The 21,644-nt window shown below is 68.1% G+C and carries 17 protein-coding genes and 5 pseudogenes; 8 read left to right on the top strand and 14 right to left on the bottom strand.

The window, feature by feature from the left end:
• The first annotated feature begins 23 nt into the window (after positions 1-23).
• The 3 genes from RI578_RS39280 to RI578_RS39290 are packed head-to-tail and all read left to right on the top strand — an operon-like array spanning position 24 to position 2,180.
• Positions 24-671 (top strand): hypothetical protein, encoded by a 648-nt coding sequence (locus RI578_RS39280; protein ID WP_310875560.1) that lies wholly within the window; start codon positions 24-26, stop codon positions 669-671.
• Positions 668-997, top strand: a complete 330-nt coding sequence (locus tag RI578_RS39285; protein ID WP_310875561.1) for a hypothetical protein — start codon at positions 668-670, stop codon at positions 995-997. The genes RI578_RS39280 and RI578_RS39285 overlap by 4 nt, the downstream gene beginning before the upstream one ends.
• A gap of 4 nt (positions 998-1,001) precedes the next feature.
• Positions 1,002-2,180 (top strand): cytochrome P450, encoded by a 1,179-nt coding sequence (locus RI578_RS39290; protein WP_310875562.1) that lies wholly within the window; start codon positions 1,002-1,004, stop codon positions 2,178-2,180.
• A 487-nt stretch (positions 2,181-2,667) separates the two neighbouring features.
• Here RI578_RS39290 and RI578_RS39295 read toward each other — a convergent pair whose 3' ends face one another.
• Positions 2,668-2,850, bottom strand: a complete 183-nt coding sequence (locus RI578_RS39295; protein WP_310875563.1) for a hypothetical protein — start codon at positions 2,848-2,850, stop codon at positions 2,668-2,670.
• Between the two features lie 410 nt (positions 2,851-3,260).
• Between RI578_RS39295 and RI578_RS39300 the strand changes: the two genes are divergently transcribed.
• Both RI578_RS39300 and RI578_RS39305 read left to right on the top strand, forming a co-directional pair.
• Positions 3,261-5,534, top strand: coding sequence for an AbfB domain-containing protein (locus tag RI578_RS39300; protein ID WP_310875985.1), 2,274 nt, complete (start codon positions 3,261-3,263; stop codon positions 5,532-5,534).
• A 1,060-nt stretch (positions 5,535-6,594) separates the two neighbouring features.
• Complete coding sequence (locus RI578_RS39305) at positions 6,595-6,768, top strand: hypothetical protein (RefSeq protein WP_310875564.1); 174 nt, start codon at positions 6,595-6,597, stop codon at positions 6,766-6,768.
• On the opposite strand, the gene RI578_RS39310 is transcribed toward RI578_RS39305, so the two are convergent.
• Positions 6,765-6,938, bottom strand: a complete 174-nt coding sequence (locus RI578_RS39310; RefSeq protein WP_310875565.1) for a hypothetical protein — start codon at positions 6,936-6,938, stop codon at positions 6,765-6,767. The genes RI578_RS39305 and RI578_RS39310 overlap by 4 nt on opposite strands.
• A gap of 795 nt (positions 6,939-7,733) precedes the next feature.
• On the opposite strand from RI578_RS39310, the gene RI578_RS39315 reads away from it, so the two are divergent.
• Positions 7,734-8,888: a HEAT repeat domain-containing protein gene (locus RI578_RS39315; RefSeq protein WP_310875566.1), complete on the top strand. Its 1,155-nt coding sequence runs from the start codon at positions 7,734-7,736 to the stop codon at positions 8,886-8,888.
• Positions 8,889-9,047: 159 nt separating this feature from the next.
• Here RI578_RS39315 and RI578_RS39320 read toward each other — a convergent pair whose 3' ends face one another.
• Positions 9,048-9,857: a hypothetical protein gene (locus tag RI578_RS39320; RefSeq protein ID WP_310875567.1), complete on the bottom strand. Its 810-nt coding sequence runs from the start codon at positions 9,855-9,857 to the stop codon at positions 9,048-9,050.
• Between the two features lie 182 nt (positions 9,858-10,039).
• Between RI578_RS39320 and RI578_RS39325 the strand changes: the two genes are divergently transcribed.
• Positions 10,040-10,294 (top strand): hypothetical protein, encoded by a 255-nt coding sequence (locus RI578_RS39325; protein WP_399062936.1) that lies wholly within the window; start codon positions 10,040-10,042, stop codon positions 10,292-10,294.
• Between the two features lie 730 nt (positions 10,295-11,024).
• Here RI578_RS39325 and RI578_RS39330 read toward each other — a convergent pair.
• The 10 genes and pseudogenes from RI578_RS39330 to RI578_RS39380 all read right to left on the bottom strand — a co-directional run.
• Positions 11,025-11,342: pseudogene (locus RI578_RS39330) on the bottom strand (hypothetical protein); the annotation flags it as partial.
• 150 nt (positions 11,343-11,492) lie between these two features.
• Entirely contained in the window at positions 11,493-12,935 is a 1,443-nt protein-coding gene (locus tag RI578_RS39335) for an alanine/glycine:cation symporter family protein (protein ID WP_310875568.1), read from the bottom strand.
• A gap of 402 nt (positions 12,936-13,337) precedes the next feature.
• Positions 13,338-13,671: pseudogene (locus RI578_RS39340) on the bottom strand (DoxX family protein); the annotation flags it as partial.
• 230 nt (positions 13,672-13,901) lie between these two features.
• On the bottom strand, positions 13,902-14,288 hold the full coding sequence (locus tag RI578_RS39345) for a DUF1330 domain-containing protein (protein WP_310875569.1): 387 nt from the start codon (positions 14,286-14,288) through the stop codon (positions 13,902-13,904).
• Between the two features lie 267 nt (positions 14,289-14,555).
• Positions 14,556-14,690: pseudogene (locus RI578_RS39350) on the bottom strand (IS5/IS1182 family transposase); the annotation flags it as partial.
• Between the two features lie 1,547 nt (positions 14,691-16,237).
• A pseudogene (locus tag RI578_RS39360) lies at positions 16,238-17,591 on the bottom strand (NF041680 family putative transposase); the annotation flags it as partial.
• Entirely contained in the window at positions 17,576-18,298 is a 723-nt protein-coding gene (locus tag RI578_RS39365; protein ID WP_310875570.1) for a DDE-type integrase/transposase/recombinase, read from the bottom strand. The gene RI578_RS39365 and the pseudogene RI578_RS39360, both read right to left, overlap by 16 nt.
• A 108-nt stretch (positions 18,299-18,406) precedes the next feature.
• The gene (locus tag RI578_RS39370) at positions 18,407-18,667 is read right to left on the bottom strand and encodes an IS3 family transposase (protein WP_310875571.1); all 261 of its coding nucleotides are present in this window, start codon (positions 18,665-18,667) and stop codon (positions 18,407-18,409) included.
• Positions 18,668-18,690: 23 nt separating this feature from the next.
• Entirely contained in the window at positions 18,691-18,921 is a 231-nt protein-coding gene (locus RI578_RS39375) for a hypothetical protein (RefSeq protein ID WP_310875572.1), read from the bottom strand.
• A 255-nt stretch (positions 18,922-19,176) separates the two neighbouring features.
• Positions 19,177-19,890, bottom strand: a complete 714-nt coding sequence (locus tag RI578_RS39380) for a VOC family protein (protein WP_310875573.1) — start codon at positions 19,888-19,890, stop codon at positions 19,177-19,179.
• 524 nt (positions 19,891-20,414) lie between these two features.
• On the opposite strand from RI578_RS39380, the gene RI578_RS39385 reads away from it, so the two are divergent.
• A complete protein-coding gene (locus RI578_RS39385; protein WP_399062941.1) occupies positions 20,415-21,077 on the top strand; it encodes a hemolysin III family protein in 663 nt (220 codons plus the stop codon).
• Here the strand turns inward: RI578_RS39385 and RI578_RS39390 are convergent.
• Positions 20,996-21,582, bottom strand: a pseudogene (locus RI578_RS39390) (IS3 family transposase); the annotation flags it as partial. The gene RI578_RS39385 and the pseudogene RI578_RS39390 overlap by 82 nt on opposite strands.
• Positions 21,583-21,644: the final 62 nt, after the last annotated feature.

Genomic DNA, 21,644 nt, shown 5'->3' on the forward strand with positions numbered 1-21,644 from the left:
ATGGCCGTGCCCACCACTTGGTGGTGACGGACCGGCTGCGCCTGCGGCACGGCTATGCGGAGGAGGGCCTGATCCTGCCCTCACGGCTTCCGGCGGCGCGACAGGCGGACGTGATCGTCTGCGCGGACCGGGCGATCCGCGCTGTGGGCCTGACCAGCGGCGCCGTGCACACCGAGGTGGCCCTCACCGCGCGCGGCCCGGCGGTCATCGAGGTCAACGCCCGCGCCGGTGGCCCCGTACCGGATCTCCTGCGGACGGCGGCCGACTACGACTACGCGGCGCAGATCGGCCGGGCCGCACTGCGCCTGCCGCCCACCCAGGACGTCGTGCTGCGCCGGGCGGCCTGGCACCGGTTCATGCCCATTCCGGAGGGTGAGTGGCGTGTCGCCTCGCAGGAGGAAGCGGCGAAGGTGCGCGAGCGATTCCCTGAACTCGTCTACCTCAGCCCGCGCTTCCGGCCGGGCCAGCAGGTCAGCCGGGCCCCGCACCCTCCATCTGGCCAGCTACATGCTGCGGGCCGGGACGCTGGACGAGGCACGCGCGCTGGCCGAGGCCGTCGAGCAGGCGCTGGACGTGCGCCTGGGGCCGGTGACGCCTCCGGGCGGCGCGCGTCACGGGTGAGCACACCCCCGATGCCACCACCGAGGAACACAGACCAGGAGCAGACGTGACCGACGGGCCATCACTCACCGAACAAGCACCGCGCGCGGACCGCGCCGGAGTATCGAGGGCGCCGATCTACGCGGTCGAACTGGCGGACGCGGTCGGTGTGGGCATGTACCTGGCCTCCTCGGTGCTGTTCCTCAGCCGGGCGGTGGACCTGTCGAACCATGAGGTCGGACTGATCCTGGGGGTCTCGGGCGTCGCCTCGATGGCGGGGGCGATGCCCATCGCCCGCGCTGACACGGAGTGGCTGCTCCTGGTGGCCGACGCCTACGCCCACCGCGCCCTTGAGCGTGTCGCCGACGACGGCCGGCCCGATCCAGTTGGAGTCTGATCGTATGAGCGACCCGACAACAGACCCAGCATTCCTGCACGACCCGTATCCAACCTATGCCGCCCTGCGCTCGAAGTGCCCCGTGCAGCAAGTGCCGGTCGGCGCGAGTGGGCACAGCAGCTACTTGGTCACCGGGTATGCAGAAGCCCGAAAGGCCCTCGCCGACCCACGGCTCTCGAAGGACACGGCCGCATTCTTCGCCGACAAGAAATCACGGCGCCGCCTGCACCCCGCAGTCACGCACAACATGCTCTCCAGCGACCCGCCTCAACACACCCGCCTCCGCAAACTGGTGACCAACGCGTTCACGACAGGAGCTGTCGCGGAACTCCGCCCCTTCATCGCAGAGGTCACGGACACGCTCCTGAACCAGTGGTCTGCCGGCGAACAGGTCGACCTCGTCGCTGACCTGGCAGTACCGCTACCCGTCATCGTGATCTGCGAGCTGCTCGGTGTCCCCGAGGCCGACCGACCCGACGTCCAGCGCTGGTCCAAAGAACTGTTCGCCGCCGGGAAGCCCGACCTCATCGACACCACATCGCACGCCATCGCCGAGTACATGACCGGCCTCATCACCGAGACGCGTCTGCACCCGGGTGACTCACTCCTCGACCGCCTGATCTCGGCGCGCGACGGCAGCGACCATCTCAGCGAGGAGGAACTGGTGTCCCTGGCGGTGCTGCTGCTCGTCGCTGGACACGAGACCACCACCAACTTCCTCGGCAACGCAGTCCTGGCGCTGCTCCAGCATCCAGCCGAGCTGGAACGACTCCGGGAAAACCCGGAGACCGTATCGGCCTCGCTCGACGAACTTCTCCGCTTCGATGCCCCCGTTGGCACAGCCACCTTCCGGTTCACCACAGAAGCCGTCACCCTTGGCGGCACCGATATCCCTTCCGGTGTCCCCGTGCTGGTGGCGTTCGGCGCTGCCAACCACGACCCGAAGCGTTTTCCCTCGCCTGGCCAGCTTGACCTGAGCCGGAAGGTCGCAGGCCACCTCAGCTTCGGACACGGCATCCACCGCTGCATCGGCGCGCCCCTGGCGAAGGCCGAAGCGGAGATCGCCCTGCGAGCCATCCTGGCCCGCTGTCCTCGACTCAGGCTCGCCGTACCACCCGATCGGCTGCAATGGCAGCGCACCCGCCTTCTGCGCGGGCTGACCTCCCTCCCTGTGCTGACCTAGTCGGTCGGCTCGGTCAGCGGTCGCCTCGTCGAGTTCGCGGACGATGCCTTCAGCGCAGGTTTCACCCCTCTCGGTGTTGCCGCCGAGCAGCGCCCAGTGCCCGGGGCGCCGGATCGGTTTGATCGCCGCTCGACGTGCGCGACCACCTGACCGTTCAGCGACAGCTCGTCGCCCGGGACCAGGAACGGGCTGGCCGGCCGGTTCAGCGGCACGATGATCTGCCAGGTACCTCGGGGCTGCGCACTAGGCGAAGGCTGATGCGGGCCGTATCCCGTGCTGCAAGGCGGCCTGTTCCAGATGATGCGGGCGTTCGGACGAGGATGCCATCTGCGGGTATTGACCGGCTCATGGAGACATGCGGCACGGAGGACTGCAACTGGTCGTTGTCTGGTGGGGTGTTACAACTGGGAAGGGTTACCACGTCTCATAAGGCTCGTGGCCGCAGGGCCTGCCCGGCATCGGGCTGCGTGCCGCAGGCGGCTGTGGATCAGCCCGGCAGGCGGCGGGCGCGAGTGAGTTGCTGGACCACTGTGGCGCTCTCGTCGGGATGCGGTAGCAGGTCGATGGCGTCGACGCGGAAGCCATACTCGGTGAGCAGGTCCTCCCACATCTGCGGTGCCAGGACCCACATCTGTGTCGGCAGGGGTGGGTCATCGCGCAGCAGGATCATCTGCTCGCGCGGCGCGACCTCCGTGGACGGACCGCGGCCGTGCAGGTCGGTGTGCAGAAGCGAGAACCCTTGGAATCGATCTGTGGGGCGGCCGGGTGAGGTGATCTTCGGTCTGTACGGAGTCCGGGATGTGTTCCGCGGACGGGGCGGCCAAGTTCTTCGATCACCCCGCCGGCGGATGATGCCTTGTTGGACGAGGAGCCTTTACAGTGCCCTTCTAACGATGTAAAACCTCCGTGCGGACAGACCGGACAGCTGCAGTCCCTCTTTTGCGGCAGCGCTCTGTGTCCGGGTGTCTCCCTGCGCCATTGCACCTCCTCCACGAAGGAGTACTGATGCGCTTTTCGCTCAGCCCTCTCGGACCGAGACGACGGTGGCGCGCCCTCGCGGCACTGCTGACGGCTTGTGCGATGTTCTTCGCCGGCCTGCTCGTCACCACGTCGACGGCCTCCGGCCAGACGGCCGCGTGGACCCCGAAACCCGCGCCGATGACGACGCCGTGGACGAACGAGGTCCCGGTCGACAACCCGCTGCCGGAGTACCCACGGCCGCAGCTCACCCGCCCCGACTGGAAGAACCTCAACGGCATCTGGGACTTCGCCGTCACGGCCGCCGACGTCGGGCAGCCCGCCGCCTTCCCTGACCGGATCAGGGTGCCGTTCGCCGCGGAGTCGGCGCTCTCCGGCATCCAGCGCAGGATCACCCAGGACGACAAGCTGTGGTACAGGCGGACCTTCACCGTCCCGGCGGACTGGAACGGCCGCCGCGTCCAGCTCAACTTCGGCGCCAGTGACTGGCGGACCACGGTCTGGGTCAACGGGCAGCAGACCGGTGCGGTCCACAGCGGTGGCTACGATTCCTTCACGTACGACATCACCCCGCTGCTCAACGGCGGTACCAACACGATCGTCGTATCGGTGTGGGACCCGACGGAGACCGGCGGCCAGGCCGTCGGCAAGCAGCGCATCCGGGATGTGGCCCCGCACCCGGGTGGCGGCATCTTCTACACCGCGGCGTCCGGCATCTGGCAGACGGTGTGGCTGGAGCCCACCGCACCCGCCCGCATCACCCGCCTCGACATGGTGCCGGACCTGGCGAACAACACCCTGAAAGTGACGGTGCGTGGCGCCGGTTTGGGCGGCCACCAGGCCAGGGTCACGGTGTCCGCGGGCGGCTCGACCGTGGGCAGCGCGACCGGCGCGGTCGGCTCCCAGTTCACCGTGTCCGTCCCCGGCCCGCGCCTGTGGACCCCGGAGGACCCGTTCCTGTACGACGTGAAGGCCGAGCTGCTCTCCGGCTCCGCGGTCGTCGACACCGTCGGCAGCTACACCGGCATGCGCTCGGTCTCGCTCGGCAAGGTGGACGGCGTTCTGCGGCCCCTGCTCAACGGCAAGTTCGTCTTCCAGACCGGCACGCTCGACCAGGGCTACTGGCCTGACGGCCTCTACACCGCCCCGTCCGACGCGGCCCTGCGCCACGACCTGCAGAAGCACAAGGACCTGGGCTTCAACATGGTGCGCAAGCACATCAAGGTCGAGCCGCAGCGCTGGTTCTACTGGGCCGACCGGCTCGGACTGCTGGTGTGGCAGGACATGCCGTCGATGGACCTGCGCACCCCCGACAGCGCCGCCCGCGTGCAGTGGGAGGCTGAGTACGAGCGCGTCATCGACCAGCACCGCAGCTCGCCGTCGGTGGTGATGTGGGTCAACCAGAACGAGGGCTGGGGCCAGTACGACCAGGCCCGCATCGCCGACAAGGTCAAGGCGTACGACCCTTCCCGCCTGGTCAACAACATGAGCGGCATCAACTGTTGCGGCTCCGTCGACGGAGGCAACGGCGACGTCATCGACCACCACATCTATGTGGGTCCCGGCGTCACCAGGCCGTCCGCCACCCGGGCCGCGGTGCTCGGCGAGTTCGGTGGACTCGGATACAGGGTGGCTGGCCACGAGTGGTACCCGGGCGGCGGGTTCAGCTACGAGAACCAGCCGAGCCTCGCTCACCTCAACAACCGTTTCGTCGGGCTGATCGACGCGATCCGCGAGACCCAGATGCCGCTCGGCCTGTCGGCCTCCGTCTACACGGAGATCACCGACGTCGAGAACGAGGTCAACGGCCTGCTCACCTACGACCGTCAGGTCGTCAAAGTCGACGAGAGCCGGGTGAAGGCCGCCAACCAGGCCCTGATCAACGCCTCCCGCAACGCACGGCCTCCGGTCACCCTGCCCACCGACCAGTACAAGTCCCTGCGGGTGACGACCCCCGGCTACACCACCAGGTACGTGCGTCACCAGGACGGACTCGGCTTCACCGAGGTCGTCGACGCGAGCAGCTCCGGCCTGCTGAAGAACGACGCCACGTGGAAGATCGTGCCGGGCCTCGCCGACAGCAGGTGCTACTCCTTCGAGTCCCGCAACTTCCCCGGCCAGTACCTGCGTCACCGGGAGTTCCGGATCTACAAGGAGGGCGGTGACTCCGCGCTGTTCAGGGCGGACGCCACGTGGTGCGCCGTCCAGGGGGAAGGAGGCGTGCGCCTGTCCGCGTACAACTTCCCCGACCAGTGTCTGCGCCACTACCGGGCCGAGCTGTGGCTGGCGACTCCGGGCGGCGCACACGAGTGGGATAATCCGGCCAGTTTCACGGAGGACACCACCTGGGCCGTCGAGACGCCATGGGCGCCGTGAACCGGCCGTGGTGATGATGTGGTGACGCGAGGGGGCGGCGGCCGCCCCCTCGCGGGCATGCCGGCGGAACTGCGGAGGGCACGGTTTGGCCGCAGCACGCGAGTGTCACTTCCGGGTGCCGAGAGAGGGGCTGAGCATGCCGTCGTGGGCACGATCAGGCCATGCGAGACGGACACGTCACGGTGCGCCGTGGCGCAGGCCTGCTGGCACCCGACCACGTCGACCTGGATACCCGGGACGATCCGGGGGCGGAACAGGAAGCGGGACGGTTCCGACCCTGTTGTCAGGCGTCCTCAATGCGCTCGACTCCTCGGCCCTGGCCTCGGCGGGTCGTCCGTCCGGCGGGTCGGCTCGGAGGCACAGCGGTGTGCAACCGCACGCGTGTGTTCGCCCGATCGAAGGCCCTCCGCGTCGGGTTGTCCGTGCGTACCTCCCCACTGGACTGGCGCCCTCTCCGTTTCCCTGGCCCGCTCACGGGTGGACTCCGAAGCCGACGGTCCTCGGACGGGACCGTCGGGACGTTGACCACGTCGGTGCTGGTCGTGTCAGCGGCGGCGCTGTGCGTCTGACCGGCTCTGGGCCAGGCTGCTCCGTCTGTACCCGGGTTGAGCCCTGCGCTCTCGTTGCCTCGACGCGCTCTCGCGCAGCCTCGGCAGCGGTTGGCCGGCGACGAGCGGTCTGCGGGCGTCGAAGGCCGAGGTGACCGGCGCGGGCCCCACACCGATGAGGCCGCGTCACGCGAATCCCGGGCGACTACCCACTCGGAACCCGCGTCCATGCCGCACTCGCCTGCCTGGTCCCCGCTCTTTCTCTGGTCCCGCGGCGCGAGGACGCTACAACCGTGTGCGGGCCTCCCTCCACGGGGTCTGCCTGCTGCTGGCGGTCCTTTGTGTTTGTCAACCGTGCGCGGCACCGTGTCCGTGCGCCCAATGAACCGCTTGGTGCTGGCGTCCCGCCCGTCCCGCCACTCCCACCCAGGGCCGTGGGGCCGGGTGCTCGGCACGTGGTGGAGCAACGGATCCGGCGGATCTCTGGCTTGCATGGTGCAGGGCAGTCTGAGGTGGCCGAAGACGAGGCGCCGGACCTTCTGGGGATGGCGGAGGACGCATGCGGTCGAAACGACCCGTTGACGATCCAAGTGATCACCTTGTTGGCCGCCATCTTGACCGAGCTGGGAGAGCCCGAGGACACCGAACGGGCGCGGCGCGAAGCCCATTTCCCCTCACGCATCTAGACACCGCTGTGGGGGAGTATCACTCCACTGCCTGGCAGGTGCTCGGGCATCGACAGGTCGGCGACCTGGCCGTAGTGGTCACTCGCGTAAACGCCGTTCACCGGGCTCACCAGGACGCGCTGGCAGGAGATGGTGCGCAGAGTGGGCTCGTAGGGGCCGCAGCGAATCATGATGTAGTCGATGCGGCGACCCCTGCAGGTCCCTCCGGCCCAGACCGGGGCTGTCAGCCGCCTCCCGATGAACTGCGAGTCGGCCCTCAAATCCCCGTGCCCGGTCTGGTGGCGCCAGCGCTGCCGCGTGTCTGCGGTGCGGGACGCCAGGACGACCTCGCCGTCCCCGTCCGGGGACGTCTCGAGCTCCAGCCGAGAGTTCGCCTCGTTGGCGATGAATACGTACTCCGGGTCGGCTTGGGCGGTGCCGTTCCCGGTGGGCTAGGTGGGACCAGCGCAGCCCGGTCCTCTTCGTGTGGACTCCCTTTTGCTCACAGCGAGTCGGGAGAGGCGGTGCGCGGTTGTGCCCCCGTTGGCTCCCTGCCGGCGCCGACGATGGCACGCGACGCGGAGTACCAGGCAGGGTTGATCGCGCACAGCCGTACCGGTATTCGTTACGTCGGGGGCAAGTGGGAGTGCTGACGTGGGGGCGGTAAACGCGGGCGTGGAGGTTACCGGTCGCGCGGCGCGGCGACGGTGGTGGCCTTCGTGCAGGACTGCGGCGACAGGTCACCCAAGTGGTCGGCTTCCGCGCGTCACACAGGGCTGGCGCGCTCGCGCCGCCACGAGGTGTCTGCGATGTGAGGCGGGGAAGGCCAGTGCGATTACCGGCTCATGACTCGAGGATCGGCTGGCGACCGGTGTGCGCGTGGCACGGACTACAGGCCGCCTACGGTGTGGAGCTGGAGGCAAAGCGCACCCCAGCTTGAAGCCATCGCGGGACCGGTCCCCGTGCCTGTCGTTAGGGTGGAGCCCGTGTCCGAGCTGAACGAGTTAATCGAGAACCTCGCCAACTGGCGTACTGGGGATGATGATTGGGGCGGTCCGAGCCTGCGGGACAGGGCTGTCACACGGCTGACGGAGATCGGACAGGACGCCGTGCCCGTGCTCGTGGCACGGCTGCAGCAGATGCTCGACGACCGCGCCGACTACCTTGCTAGGTTGACCGAGGCCAAGGCCGAATTCGACGCGTGGCGTGCCGATTACGTCGGAGACCAACCGACCGGGCTGCTAGAGCTGCGCGGGTACAGGGACCCGTACGAGCTGCGGCAGGGCTTGGTGACGGCGCTACATGCGCTCGGTGACCAGCGCGCCGCACCCATTCTTGTCGCGGCGCTTCGCGATCAAGCGTGTGTCTACTACGCGGCGATGGCGCTGCGGACCATCCACGCGGCCGATCCGGTTGACGCGCTCATGGACGGGCTAGTCATCACGGAACGCAACGGCAGGATGACCAACGAGATCGCGGCGGTCGCCATCGAGTACGGCGTCACACCGGGGCAGGTGATCGCTAGGTTCGAGACGGAGGAGACCGAGCAGGGGCGGGTCAACCTCTTGCAGTTGCTTGCTGATCTCGCCGCCGAGCGAGAGGTGCCCGCGACGGCTTTCCTCGCTGCAGTCGACGACGACAACGAAGAGGTCCGCTGGGCTGCTACCCGCGGCCTCACCCACGTCGCGGCGTCCGCCGAGATCGAGGCGACCTTACTCGTGATGGCTCTTGACCAGGAGAGTTCCGTGCGATGGCGGGCGATCTCGGCACTTCGGCAGATACGCGGCAGCGGTACGTCCGTCGGGGGCTACGCCAACTTCCCACTCACCGATGATCTGGTTCGCGAGGCACTCCTTCTACGGGACGAGCGCGTCGACGGCCGGGTACGGGCCCGGCTAGCCGACATCAGGGACCCAATGCCGGTCGTCCGGGCCCTCCATAGCCTCGCCGCCGACGGCGACAGCCAGGCCGGCGCCGCTCTTCTCTCGGGCACAGCACTGTTCCGCCTCATCCTTGCCGACGAAACCGCGAAAGAAGCCAAAGCAGCCTTCGACACGGTGGCCACTCCGGCAGACGTGGCCCGTCTTGAGGAATTCCGCGCGGCGCAACCCAAGCGCCGCCGTTGGTTCCGTCGCCGCTGACGGCTTGGCGTTGGGTTTGGGCTGCTGGGCAGGCTGCGCCGGGGCGGGGGCGACGGCCGGCGGCGGCCCCGCCCCGCCGTCGATCGTGATCTCCACGTGCGATCTTTCGGTTTTGGGGCAGTGGGTGAGTGGCAGCGGGCCTGGGTGTGTTGCCGCTGGTCAGTGGTGGTTGAGAGGGTTGGCCACTGTCCTGACACGAGTTCTCGACTCTTGACTGCCCGGCTGCCGGCCCGCCCCATGTGTGGCTGCGTCCGGTGTGTACACCGCACCGAGGAAGAGACCGCCGACGCTGGCCTCCGAATCTGGGTTGTGCAAGAACTTCCGGAGGCCGCAGACAAGCTTGTCGCGGCTGATGGCGCCGTTGATGGCGATTCTTGAAAGCGACCAGGGCGGCTCTTCTTCCTCAGATGATTCGGGCATCAAGGATTTGAGGACGTGGCGGATTGCTCGGATTGCAGATCCTGATCGTCTTGGGCTTAGGAGAGGCGCTCGGGTTCCCATCGTGGCCCGGTCGACTTCCACGAACGCCCGCAGCATCGACCCGCCGCCCTCCCTGCTGCCCGCCGTGTCGGTGCCGTGGCTGCGGTAGTAGAGCAGAGCGTCGGGGAGTGCCCGCAGGCAGCTCGCCCTCGCCCTACGCAGCTTGTTCAGAACATTGAAGCGGGAACGGGTGGTCTTCCGCGACCCCGCCCAGCACCTTCGCGTCGGGAACCCGACAGGCATCCCGAAGCCGTCCCCAGCGATCTGCTGGCCAGCGCCTTGCAGCAGACGAAGACCCCGCTCGGGCGTCTGGTCCTCGTCCTGGCCGCAGTCCATGCCGTGCCCGTCCACGAACTCCGCACGATCCTGACCGGCGACCTGGATCTCGCACGCGGCACCCTCGTCATCCGCCGCGGCCTTCGACGGCACATCCTCTACCCGGAGGAACTCACCCACCAGATTGCCGCCGACTGGCTTGACTACAGACACTGCCGCTGGCCGCCTCGACCAACCCCGCCTGCTCGTCAGCCAGAGATCGGCGCTCGACCCCGACCACCCCGCCGTCGGTAAGACCCTGCTCCGTGTCGACGTGCCGCCAGGCCTCACCCTGGTCCGCCTGTGCCAGGACCGCATTCTCAACGAAGCAGCAGACAGCGGACCCCCTCCGGCTGATGAGGCTCTTGGGGATCACGGGGAAGGCCGCCATGCACTACCGGGCCCTCGCTGCGGGGTATGCCGGCCGCGTCGACACCCTGACGGTCGGCTGCCCGTCCCGCCCGGAACTGGCTGCGCTCCTCGTCCGCCCGGACGGCTGCACGGCCTGGGCGGCCGACGCAGGGGCGCATGCGCCGAAGTCGACGGCCGGGCTGGCGGAGGCGCTGGAGGAGTGGTTCGGAGTGCCAGAGGGTGCGGTGTCGCCGGGCTGATCCGCCGCTCTGCTGACTGACTCGAACCACGAGCCGATTACCGTCGCCCTGATGGAAGAGGCCAGCATGTTTCGCGCTGCACTTGCTCCAGTCGGCGCTGGTGAATGTCAATACGCTGCCGATGTAGGAGGTCCTGGCCGATCCGAAGCGGGCGGACAAGCTCACCGACGCGGACCGTGGGACGCTGTCGCCGTTGTTCTGGACCCATGTGAATCCGCACGGCCGGTTCGAGGTGGACATGAGCAGCCGCTTGGATCTGGAACTTGCGGATGCGATGACAGTGCCTGGCCCACGCAGTTCGCAGAGTGAACGCTCAGGTACAAGGTGACCCGAGCGAAGCCGGATGGGCGTAGAGGGACGGGAAGGTGCACCGAGAGGCCTGTCGGGGCGGCCCAATTCCAATGGCCGAACCGGGCCGCGGCCGGTCGATCGAATCCATACCGACGTTCAAAGGCCCTTCAGGACACGATCAAGTGCTGACCGGCCTGCGGGCCCCGAGTTCGGCTCGCCGCCGAGCGGGCCGCCAGCGCGGTCCTGTCTGCTGCCGCCCCGGTCCGGCCGGGACTGGGGCCGAGCGATCAAGAAACCGAAGCGGTGGCCGATCCTGAGAATTCGGAGCGGCCGCGACAAGGTGGCACCGAGGCGATGGGCACGCAACCCAGACCACCAAACGGCACAAACACCGGGGCGCCGGCAGACTCGTGCCTCACGCTCAACCACCTTGACCTCCCTACAACTGATCCCCCTTGATGGGCGGTTCCGGAGGATGCACCCCGCCACCGTCCTTGATGTCCTCTTCACAGGTGCGTCGGTCGTAGGACTGGTCATCGGGGATAAACAACACTCCGGCAACCTGCTCAGGGTGCTCGACGGCGAGCCAGTCGTCGCCCGTGAGCGGATCGTCGGCCGGCCCGAACGCCTGGGACGAGTAAACCGTCTGACACCCCAACGCCACACGCTCCTTGTCGACCGCGCAGGCATCCACTGCGGGGTCGGAATATGCGTCGGCGCCGTCAAAGCGGAAGCGGAAGTGGACCCGGTCACCTTTGTCCTCGCCCATCAAGCGCTCGATGGCGCAGCGGCCGTGCATCCCTTCGCGCCGCAGCCGCGCCCGGCCTCGTGACGCCCGAGGGGCGGCACCCTTCCAGGATGCCGCCCCTCGGGCGTCTACGGTCGTGTCGGGGCGCGCGTGTCAGAGTCAGCCGACCGGCGTCCGCTCCTTGAGGGTGGCGTTCTCGTCCGACGCGCCCCAGCATTCCACCTCGCCGCGCAGGCCCGGTACCTGGTCCTTGCGGAAGACCGGGTCGAGGCCCTGGCGGCGCTGGGCCATGTAGTCGTCGAGGAGGCGGAAGGCGACCGTGCCGAGGGGGATGATCGCGATCAGGTTGACCAGGACCATCGCGCCCATCGTGACGTCTGCGAGGCTCCAGACCAGCGGTACGGAGCCGATGGCGCCGAGGACGGCACAGGCGATGACCATTGCGCGGTACGAGCTCATCACATTCTTGCTGCGGGTGATGAACTGGATGTTGGACTCGCCGTAGTAGTAGTTACCGATCATGGAGCTGAAGGCGACCATGAAGACGACCAGGGTCAGCAGGTGACCGGCCCAGTCGCCGAGCGCGCTGGTGAAGGCGGACTGGGTGACGTCCGCGCCGCCGCGCTCACCGAGCGTCGGGTTGGCGGAGAGGATCACGAAGGCGGTCATGCTGCAGATGACCAGGGTGTCGAAGTAGACGCCGAGGGTCTGGACCAGGCCCTGCTTGACCGGGTGCGTGGTCTCCGCGGACGCGGCGGCGTTCGGGGCGGAACCCATGCCCGCCTCGTTGGAGAACATGCCGCGCCGCACGCCCTGCAGGATCGCCGTACCCACGGCGCCACCCGCGACCTCGCGGAACCCGAAAGCTCCGCCGATGATGTCGCCGAGCATGCCCGGCACGCTGTCGAGGTTGAGGAGCACGATGACCAGGCCGACCAGCAGATAGAGCCCGGCCATCACCGGGATGATGACCTTGGTGACGGCCGTCAGGCGCTTCACGCCGAAGAACACCGCGAGCGCGAGCAGCACGGCGAGCACGATACCGAGGACGGGGTTGAACCAGGAGGCGTCCGAGCCGAAGGAGCCCTTCGTGGCCACCGTGATGGTGTTGGACTGCACCGCGGTCAGCACGAACCCGAACGTCAGCGTGATCAGAACGGCGAAGACCACGCCGAGCCAGCGCATTCCGAGCGCCTTCTGCATGTAGTAGGCCGGGCCACCTCGGTACGTACCGGGCTCGGTGTCGCGCACCTTGTACAGCTGGGCCAGAACCGACTCGACGAACGCCGAGGCACCGCCGATCAGGGCCATCATCCACATCCAGAAGACGGCTCCGGGGCCGCCCATGGTGATCGCGGTGGCCACACCGGCGATGTTGCCGGTGCCGATCCGCGCGGCGGCGGAGATGCTGAAGGCGCCGAAGGGGCTGATGCCGGACTGTGGCTTGTCCTTGAAGACCCGGAACATCTCCGGGATGAGACGGATCTGCACACCCTTGGAGCGCAGCGTGAACCAGACACCGGCGACGGCGACCAGTGGAATCAGCAGGTATGTCCAGAAGGCGTCGTTGAACTCGACGACCCAGGTTTCCAACGTGCTCATGCGAATGCTTCCCGGTTCCTCGTGAGTCGGGGAATCGGCCCGGTTTCCGCATGTGCGTACAGGTCATGTACGGAGCGGAAGGACGGGCCGGGTGGTGCGGAGGCAAAGGCTCCGCAAACCCCAGGACTTTAGGCTGGCGTCGCCGATCCTGCCTATGGTTCCTGAAGGTGCTCTATCTCACATGAATCCGACGCGTGCCGGAAGCCACCGGTCGAAGCCGTCGTCAGAGCTGGTCGCCGACGCATGCTCCGCAGTCGGCTGCCGAAGCGGCACGCCCCGCATATCGGGCGCCCGGCCGCGAGGGGAGCCGCGTACCGCCGAGGAACTGTCCGCATGAGGGGTGAGCCGACCGAGGTCCGCACCGCCTGATGCCGCGGGTGCCGACCGAGCAGCGGCCAGGTCGGTGAGCGTCAGGGCGGTAGGCAGGACGATGAGGGCCAGGGGGTACAGCAGCCGTCGTTCTGCACCCGTAGTCCGTGCGGCCAGTTGACCGGAGCGCGAGGGTCATGACGGCGCCGGCCGCGGCCAGAGGGGTGAGCAGCCCAGCGGCCCGCAGCAGCCCTGCCCCGATCTGGCCGCAGCCTGCCGCCGGCGCGGTCAGGACTCCACCGCGGAACCCGGCTCCCCCGAACTCCTGCGCGCGGCCCGCCAGCCCTTTGCCGCCCAAGTGGAAGCTGACCTTCTGCACGCCGTGGCCGGCAACCAGAAGGCCCGTGAACGGCCGCAGGATCAACATGCCGGTGTCCGTCGTCGCACTGCTGGAATGGTGGGCGGCGAAGGATCAGCCGGCGGCGGTTCGGGTTGATCATTCGCTGGGCGTAAGCGACTCCCATGCCGGAGGCGGCGACATGTTCCTTCACGGCGTCGAGCGCCTGGGCTCGAGCAGCGGCGATTCCCCTCGACGGGAGGGTGAAGCCGTGTCGGCCGCTTCGCCGGTGCGTGACCGCTGCCTCCGTCTGCGCGTCTTCAGGACGGTCGTGAGCCGGACCGAGATGTCCAGGGTGCGGTCGGTTGGAGTACGGCCTCGGAAAGCGCGCGGGTCCGTAGCGCGGTGATCCGCTGATACTCAGGGTCGGCGACCATGCCGCAGAACGCTTCCCGGTCGGGATAACGCACCAGCAGCACGGCGTCCCAAGCCTGGCCTTCTCCGGCCACGAGGGGTGCAGCGCCGTCGCCTGCGTAGAGCAGTTCCCCTCCGTACCTGCTCAGGAAGACGGCTGCCCGGCGTGAGTATTCCTCGTAGGACGGCCGGCCGCCCGGCGTGAACCGCAGGAGGTTCAGCATGACGAGCGGCCCCTCGGGGCCTTGCTTGGCGAAGGCGTCGAGAACCGCCTTGTCGGGATCGACAGCCACGGGCTTCTCCTGTCGGTCGTCGGAGGATGCGGCCCGCCCGCGCGGGCCGGGTGACACGAGGCTAGGCGATGACAGGCCCACTTGCATACCACCCGGTCGGTACGCCCTGCTTCTCGTGGGATGATCAGTTCGACCTTCTGCAAACGTCGGTCACGAGCGGGCGGGAAGTCGACTCTGTGCAGCCCGTCCAGGCGGGTGAGCGCCGGTTCGGAGGAAGCTGGGTCGATGCCGCGCTTCCACAGCATGCGACGGTACTTGTCGAAGTCGTCGCCCCGGTGGGACTGGGTCCTGCAGCGGCGGGAGTTGGGTGACGTCGTGTCGGTTCCCGCCGGTGAGCAGGATGCCGTGGCGGCGACGATCAGCTGCTGCGCCGCGAGAGGGCCCACACGGATGCCGGTCACCTGGCTCAAGCAGTCGAACGCGTCATCGGGCGGCATCGCGCCGACCGGAGAGAGCCTCTCACCTTCCTCGACGTCCGGACCGGAGGCGGCCCGCCCCATCAAGGCCCCAGCCGCGCAGAACTGGGCATCCACGGGCGGCCTCGGCCTCTGGTCGCCCGCACCCCCGAACGCCACCAGCAGATCCACGAACGCATCGAACGCGGCGATAGCCTTCGTGCCACCGCCCGCGATCTCCAGCTCAGCCGCGGCACTGCCAACCGATTCGCACGGGCCGCCGACGCCGATGAACTTCTCATCGCAGCCATCGACCGACCCACCCTGATCGACGACTACCGTCTCTACCTGCGCCATCGCTGGCTGGAGGGCTGCACCGATGCTTCTGCCCTCACCCGGGAAATCCAGCGGCTCGGCTACCGCGGCGACGTCGACACCGTCCGCCGGCACTTGAAGCCCTACCGCAGCGGTGCGATCCCGGCGCCCCCCTTGCCTCATCTGACCGTCCGCAAGGCCACCGACTGGATCATGCGCCGGCCCGAGCGCCTCACAAACGTTGCACGAAAGGGTCTCGACGAACTGTGCGATCGAAACCCCGCGCTCGCGACGACCAACGAGTATGCCCGCATCCGGCACTCATGATCCGCGACCGCCGCGGTGAACACCTGGCCCTCGATGTCTCGATCGCCGACGTCCGTTTCGACGGCCAACGCGAATACCGAACTCTGGCCAACGGCATGCGACGCGACCACGCAGCCACCAGGCCGCCCTCACCGCGACCTACACGTCCGGAGCAGTCGAAGGCAACGTCACAAGGATCAAGCTGCTGAAGAGACAGATGTACGGCCGCGCCAGATTCGATCTCCTACGACGCCGCATCCTGCTCTCACCATGATCAAGAAGCCGCCACCCCCGAATTAGCGACAGAGCCACCTTCTGTGGTGTGCCTACTCCCTGTGACCGTTGGCCTGCTGGTGGGTCTCGCGAGACCGTCTGGAAATCGCCACCAACGCCGAGCGCACCAAGCTCGGCGCCAACATCTGGCGCGACCCGGCAGGAGCCGCAGCGGTGAGGGCATCCAACGACGGCAACGAGACCGTGCCGACCGTCGTCGTGGCGGGCCAGCCACACACCAACCCCGATCCCAAATGGGTGCGCGAACAGCTCTCCCCTTCCGCGTGATCAGAAATCGCGCCTCTCGGAGGTGCGCCCGCAGACCCAAACGGACAGAGGTTAAAAGACTAGCCGAGCTTGTCGTTTAACCCCATCACAGGGTGACGTAGTCACCCCAGCCGCAAGGAACGACATAGGCCCGTCGAACAGCTTCCCTGCCGCGGTCCGCCTCTGATGTGGATGACGGTGAGCGCGAGGATGAACCAGGCGGTGAAGCCTCCTGCGACGATCGAAGTCCAGCGAGCGCCGGAGAAGCTGGCGACAACGATCAAAGCAATGATCGTCACGGCCAGTCCGATGTGACCGCCGCCGATATCCGTGCTGGACCTGTTGCCGCCTGTCATGAGAGCCCCCGCCGAAGATCACGCCGTCCCGCGTCAGGCGGCTGTATGCCTCGCCGGTCGCGAGGGCTTTGCCCACATCGTAACGAGCGGCCAGCCGCTGGTTCTTCGAGCCAAGTGGTCGGCCGAGCCCGGGACGAGATGGTTTCGGTGCACCAGCCGGAGAGCCGGCCTTCGTGCGCAGGTTTCTGAACCCTCTGCGGACGCGTGCGGGTGTCAGTTTGTTCGGCTCCGTCGGCTTCTCCCATGGCCTGCGGAGGTCGGTGGCCAGCGGGCGGGCGAGCCGGAGCTGGGCATGGACGGCGATCACCAGCCAGGTCCACCGGACGGCCGCTTCCGAGCTGCAAAGCCGGGGTTTGGTCCCCCCGAGTGTCCGCTTGAACAGGCGAAACGTGTGCTCGATGTCAAAGCGGCGGAGGAAGGATTGCCAGCAGCGGTTGACGTCCGCTTCGGTGGCGTCGGTGCCCGACCACCACAGCCGGACGGGCTTGTTGACCCCGCCGCTGGGCAGCTTCTCCACGACCAGGCGGATGACGGTGCCCTCGATAATGGGCAGGGGCCCGTCGTGGTCGAGCCATGCTGCCCGGCGGGTCAGCCGCGGGTGCAGCCGGCCCCGTGATTGCACGGTCGCCTTCCCGTAGAGCCGGGTCTCCATGGCCGTCACGGCCTGCTCGGTGCCCCAGGTTGCGGGATCGCCGAAGACGAACTCGCCACCGTGCTTGGGTGGTCGGCCGCCCTTGGGGTCGTAAACCCGCGGCGGCGTCGGCCGACGCATCACGCGATCGGAGCGGAGCCGGCCGAGGATCTCGACGGGCAGCCCCCGTGAGCAGGTGGGCGATGCGCGGGGCGTCGTATCCGGCGTCCAGCACGACCAGAACCTTCGGGTCGCCCGGCTTCCACTGGCCCGCGGCGACCAGCCGCTCGACGACCTCGCGGATCTGCACAGTGGTGACCGCGCCGACGTCGGCGCCGGGCTCCAGGCGGACCGCGTCCAGCACTGCAGTCCAGGACGTGCGGCCGGTCTCCAGCGCGGCCACCACCGAGTACGGCCAGCCGGGCACCATCTGATGCTTGCCCTCACCCCGGCCGAACGTGTGGCAAAAGGCCCGGTCGGCACACGTGTTGGCGTCCGACCGCGGCCACGGTGAGACATCCACCGCCAGCACGAGCCGACCGTCCGCCGCCCTCGGCAGCGGCACCCCGACCAGGGCACGACCCAACCGTGCGACATCGATCCGCCCCTGGTTGAGGCCGCCGTACAGAGCGCCGTGACCACGGCGGTGTCCCGGCGCGAGCGCGAGATCGACCAGCGTCCGCACCGGCCCGTCCGCGCACAGCAGCGCGTCGCACAACTCGAACAACGCGTCGCCCCGCGCGGTCAGACACGCGTACAGCTCCGACCGGACACTTCCGCGAACGCATCCCGCAGGACGCCCTGACGCACCAAACTCACGACCACGGCCTTCGCGCTGATCCACTCTGTGACGGAGCACAGGATCAGACGAAGGCCGCCTTCACGTCCGCCGAACTGCGAAAACTCCAACCAAGTTCGAGCGGCGTTAGACCGGTCCATAAATGACAAGCTGAGCATCATCTCCGGCTGGTCCGGCCAACACCTTCTGGTGGGTGGCAGCCATTCGTTGATCGCGGCAATGAGGACGGTGGCCTCGAAACCGCCCGCGTGTTTGTCGAAGCGGCAGGCTACCGACCGGTTGCGCTTGAGCCGGTTGATTCCGCAATCGACCGCGTGCCGGGCTCTGTACGTTTTGTGGAGGCCGATCTGGGACTCCATGAGGGCGTTGTCCAGGGAGTCGCCGACGGTGCCGATCGAGGCGTCGATGCCGGCCTCGAGTAGGTGGGCGGTGAACGCGAATGACGTGTATTGACTGCCCGCGTCCGAGTGATGAACGAGCCCGGGGGCCCGTGGGGAGCCGGCCCGGTCGCGGCGCCACAGGGCCATGCCGAGGGCGTCGAGGGCGAGCTCGGCCCGCTTGTTGGTGACGGCCGACCAGCCGACGATCGCCCGGGAGAACACGTCCACGACGAACGCGACGTAGACGATGCCGGACCAGGTGGTGACATAGGTGAGTCGGCGACCCACCGCTCATTCGGACAGGATGCGGTGAAGTCGCGTCCGAGCAGGTCGGCGGCCCGCTCATGGTCGTCGTCGCGGACGGTGGTGCGGATCTTCTTCCCGCGTCGGGCACCTTCAAGACCCGAGGTCACGCATCAACCGGGCGACCGTGCAGCGGGCCACGGGGAGACCCTCGCGGTGCAGCTGCCGCCAGACCTTCCGCACTCCGTAGACACCAAAGTTGTCGGCGTGGACGCGGCTGATCTGCGTCTTCAGTTCCGCGTCGCGGACCGACCGCGGGCTGGGGGTGCGGTTCTTGGCGGCGTAGTAGATACTCGTCGCGATCTTCAGCCCGTGGCTGGTCAGAACATTGCAGATCGGCTCGACTCCCAACACCTGCCGGTGAGCGTCGATAAACGCTACGAGCGCCTCGACGGCCGGTCGAGCTCGGCCGCGAAAAAAGCCGAGGCCGCCTTGAGGATCTCGTCCGCCCTGCGCAGCTCGGGGTTCTCGGCCCGCAGACGCTTGATCTCCGCGGCCTCCTCCGACGTCACCCCGGGACGCTGACCGGCGTCGACCTCGGCCTTGCGGACCCACGTCCGCACCGTCTCGGCGGAACCGATGCCCAGCTTCGCGGCGACCGCACTCATCGCGGCTCACTCAGTTGGGTAGTTGGGACGAACCTCCACGACCATGCGCACCGCACGCTCACGAAGCTCGGCAGGGTAAGGGGACGGACGGGCCATGACTCGACCCTCTCAGGGAATGGAGCCTCCCTCAGACCCGGAGCGCTTCAGATGAGCTCGCTCCTTGCAGCACGGGTTGAGCTGCCCGTTGGGGGACGTGGGTCTGCCCGACTCTCTGCTGCACTCTTCACAGAAGAGACCGCCTACCACCGTCCCGTTTCACCGGCGCATGAGCACGCGGAACTCGTTGCCATCGGGGTCGGCCAGCAGCACTGCACCGTCCCCGCCGTGGGCGGGGCCCAGACGCTTCGCCCCGAGAGAGAGCAGGCGCTCGACCTCCGCTTGCTGATCTTCGTCCGGGACAAGGTCGAAGTGCAGGTCCTTGCAGGGGTCCGGCATGAGCGGCGGCCCACCCCACGTGATCTTCGTACCGCCGTTCGGTGACTGGATGGCAGTCTCCTCGTCCTGGTCCCAGACCAGCGGCCAGCCCAGCGCCTCACTCCAGAAGTAGCCCACGGTCTGCGAACCATCGCAGGCGAGCGCTCCGATGAAGCCGCAGCCTGCGAGGAACTTGTTGCCCGGCTCAAGGACACAGAACTCGTTGCCCTCGGGGTCGGCGAGTACCACATGGGACGCGTCCGGTCCCTGGCCGACATCAGCGTACTGTGCACCGAGATCACGGGCCTTGGCCACGGTCTCCTGCTGGTTCTCCGGGGAGGAGCTGGTCAGGTCGAAGTGCAGCCGGTTCTGGGCGGCCTTCTGCGTCTGGGAGGGACGGAAGCCGAGGCGGTAGCCGGCGTCATTCCCAGACAGCAGGGCGACGCCATCGTAGGAGTCGTCGGCTCTCTCCAAGCCAAGGACACCGGACCAGAAATGTGCCAGGCGCTCGGGCTGGTGCGCGTCGAAGGAGATTGCGGAAAGTCGGCTGCTCATTGCGCCACGCATCCTCGGTCCGTTGACTGCCAACGGTCGGCAGGGCGCCGTGTCAGCGCCTCGAACGAGGATCCTATAAGCGGGCCGACCTCAGCTGCAGCCGAGTATTCCGCGGCCCCGCAGCCGGAGCTGCGCCCTTCGGGGCTCAGCTGCGAGTTGGTGGCTGAGGCGGGTGAGTCAGCCCTGAGCCGTCGGCCATGGGCCGGGACCAGCCGTACGGAGCCCGCACCGGTGCATGGCGCCATCTGCACGCGTCAATCGCCTGGGGAGGAGGCGCGGTAGCGGTCTCTGCGACGAGGTCGAGGCTGCAGTTGCCGTTCAGGATGCCCGCCGAAGATGCCACTCAGGGTGAGAAACACCGCGCCGCGTTCCGCAGCCTGGTACGCCTGCTGGCTGTCCACGAGAGCTGCCGGGGGGGAGTCGTCCACATCTTGCCCGGCGCTGTCCCCGCCCGGCGATGCCGGTCTGGCGGTGGGAGTTCGACCTTCGGCAGGCTGTTTCGGGCAGGCTCCTGGCATGATCAGATGGTTTTCGATGACGCCCATGGGTCCGAGACGGTACGGGGAGCTGTGGCTGGAGAGGCCGTAGGCGGTCTCCCCGGCGGAACACACAGTGGCAGTGCGGAGGAGAACCCTCATCCTGTCGCCGATCTGGCCGGGTGGGCGGCGGACCTGGTCGAGCCGGTCAAGCCGAAGCTGCGTGGCTGGCTGCACGCCGTGATGGTCCCCGCCTCGTTGAGTGCCGGCGTCGTCCTGATCTGCTTGGCCCGGACGCCGGCGACCTGGGCCTGCGCCGTGTACGCCGTGACTGCCTGGCTGCTGTTCGGGACGAGTGCCGTCTACCATCTGGGCACCTGGGGGCCGCTGGGCGAGGCCGTTCTGCGTCGCCTCGACCATGCCAACATCTTTCTGATCATCGCCGGAACCTGCACTCCTTTGGCCGTGCTCCTTCCCCCTGACCGGCAAGCTCTGCTGCTGTGGATCGTGTGGACGGGTGCGCTGGCCGGCGTCGCGTTTCGTGTCCTGTGGGTCAGTGCTCCCCGCTGGCTGTACACCCCCTGCTACCTGGCCCTGGGGTTGGCGCCGATGCGCTACCTGCCCGACTTCCTGACCAGCGGGGTCACGCGCTTGCGGTTGATCCGCCGTCCCCTCGCACGCAGCTCGGCATGGACGCGCGGGGCGCCGTAAACGCCATCGTGCGCGGCGTGATGGCACGGATCTCGCTCACGGCCCACTTCTCTCGGCCCGATGCTCGGCGCGGGCCTGCCCGGTGGCCAGATGGCGGTAGCAACCGGCGTGGGACACACCGAGCACCCGGCAGATCCGCTTGACGCCGAAGTCGGCGCGGTTGTCGGAGATGAAGTCCCAGCGGCGAGGGCTCACTTCACCTCCCGAGCGAAATACGCGGCCGCCCGGCGCAGGATCTCGCGCTCGAGGTGCCACTCTTTCTCAGCCTTCAGCAGCCGGGTGTTCTCCGCCCGCAGCAGGGCCGGCTCATCCACCTCGCCGCCCGTGTCACGACGTCCGGGCACGTCCTGGTTCTCTCGTCCTTGCGCACCCACGTCCGCAGCGACTCCGCGGTGATGCCGAGATTCGCGGCCGCCGCCGCGTACGTCCGCTTCCCGGCCGCGGCACGGTGGAGCGCGACCGCGTCCTTCCCGAACTCCTTTGGGTACGGAGACTTGCGTCCCACGTGGACATCCCTCCCTGAACTGTCAAGATCCAATGCCAGGGTGCCCACTCCAAAGGATCAGC

The organism is Streptomyces sp. BB1-1-1 (genome assembly GCF_031597775.1).
Taxonomy (GTDB): domain Bacteria; phylum Actinomycetota; class Actinomycetes; order Streptomycetales; family Streptomycetaceae; genus Streptomyces; species Streptomyces thinghirensis.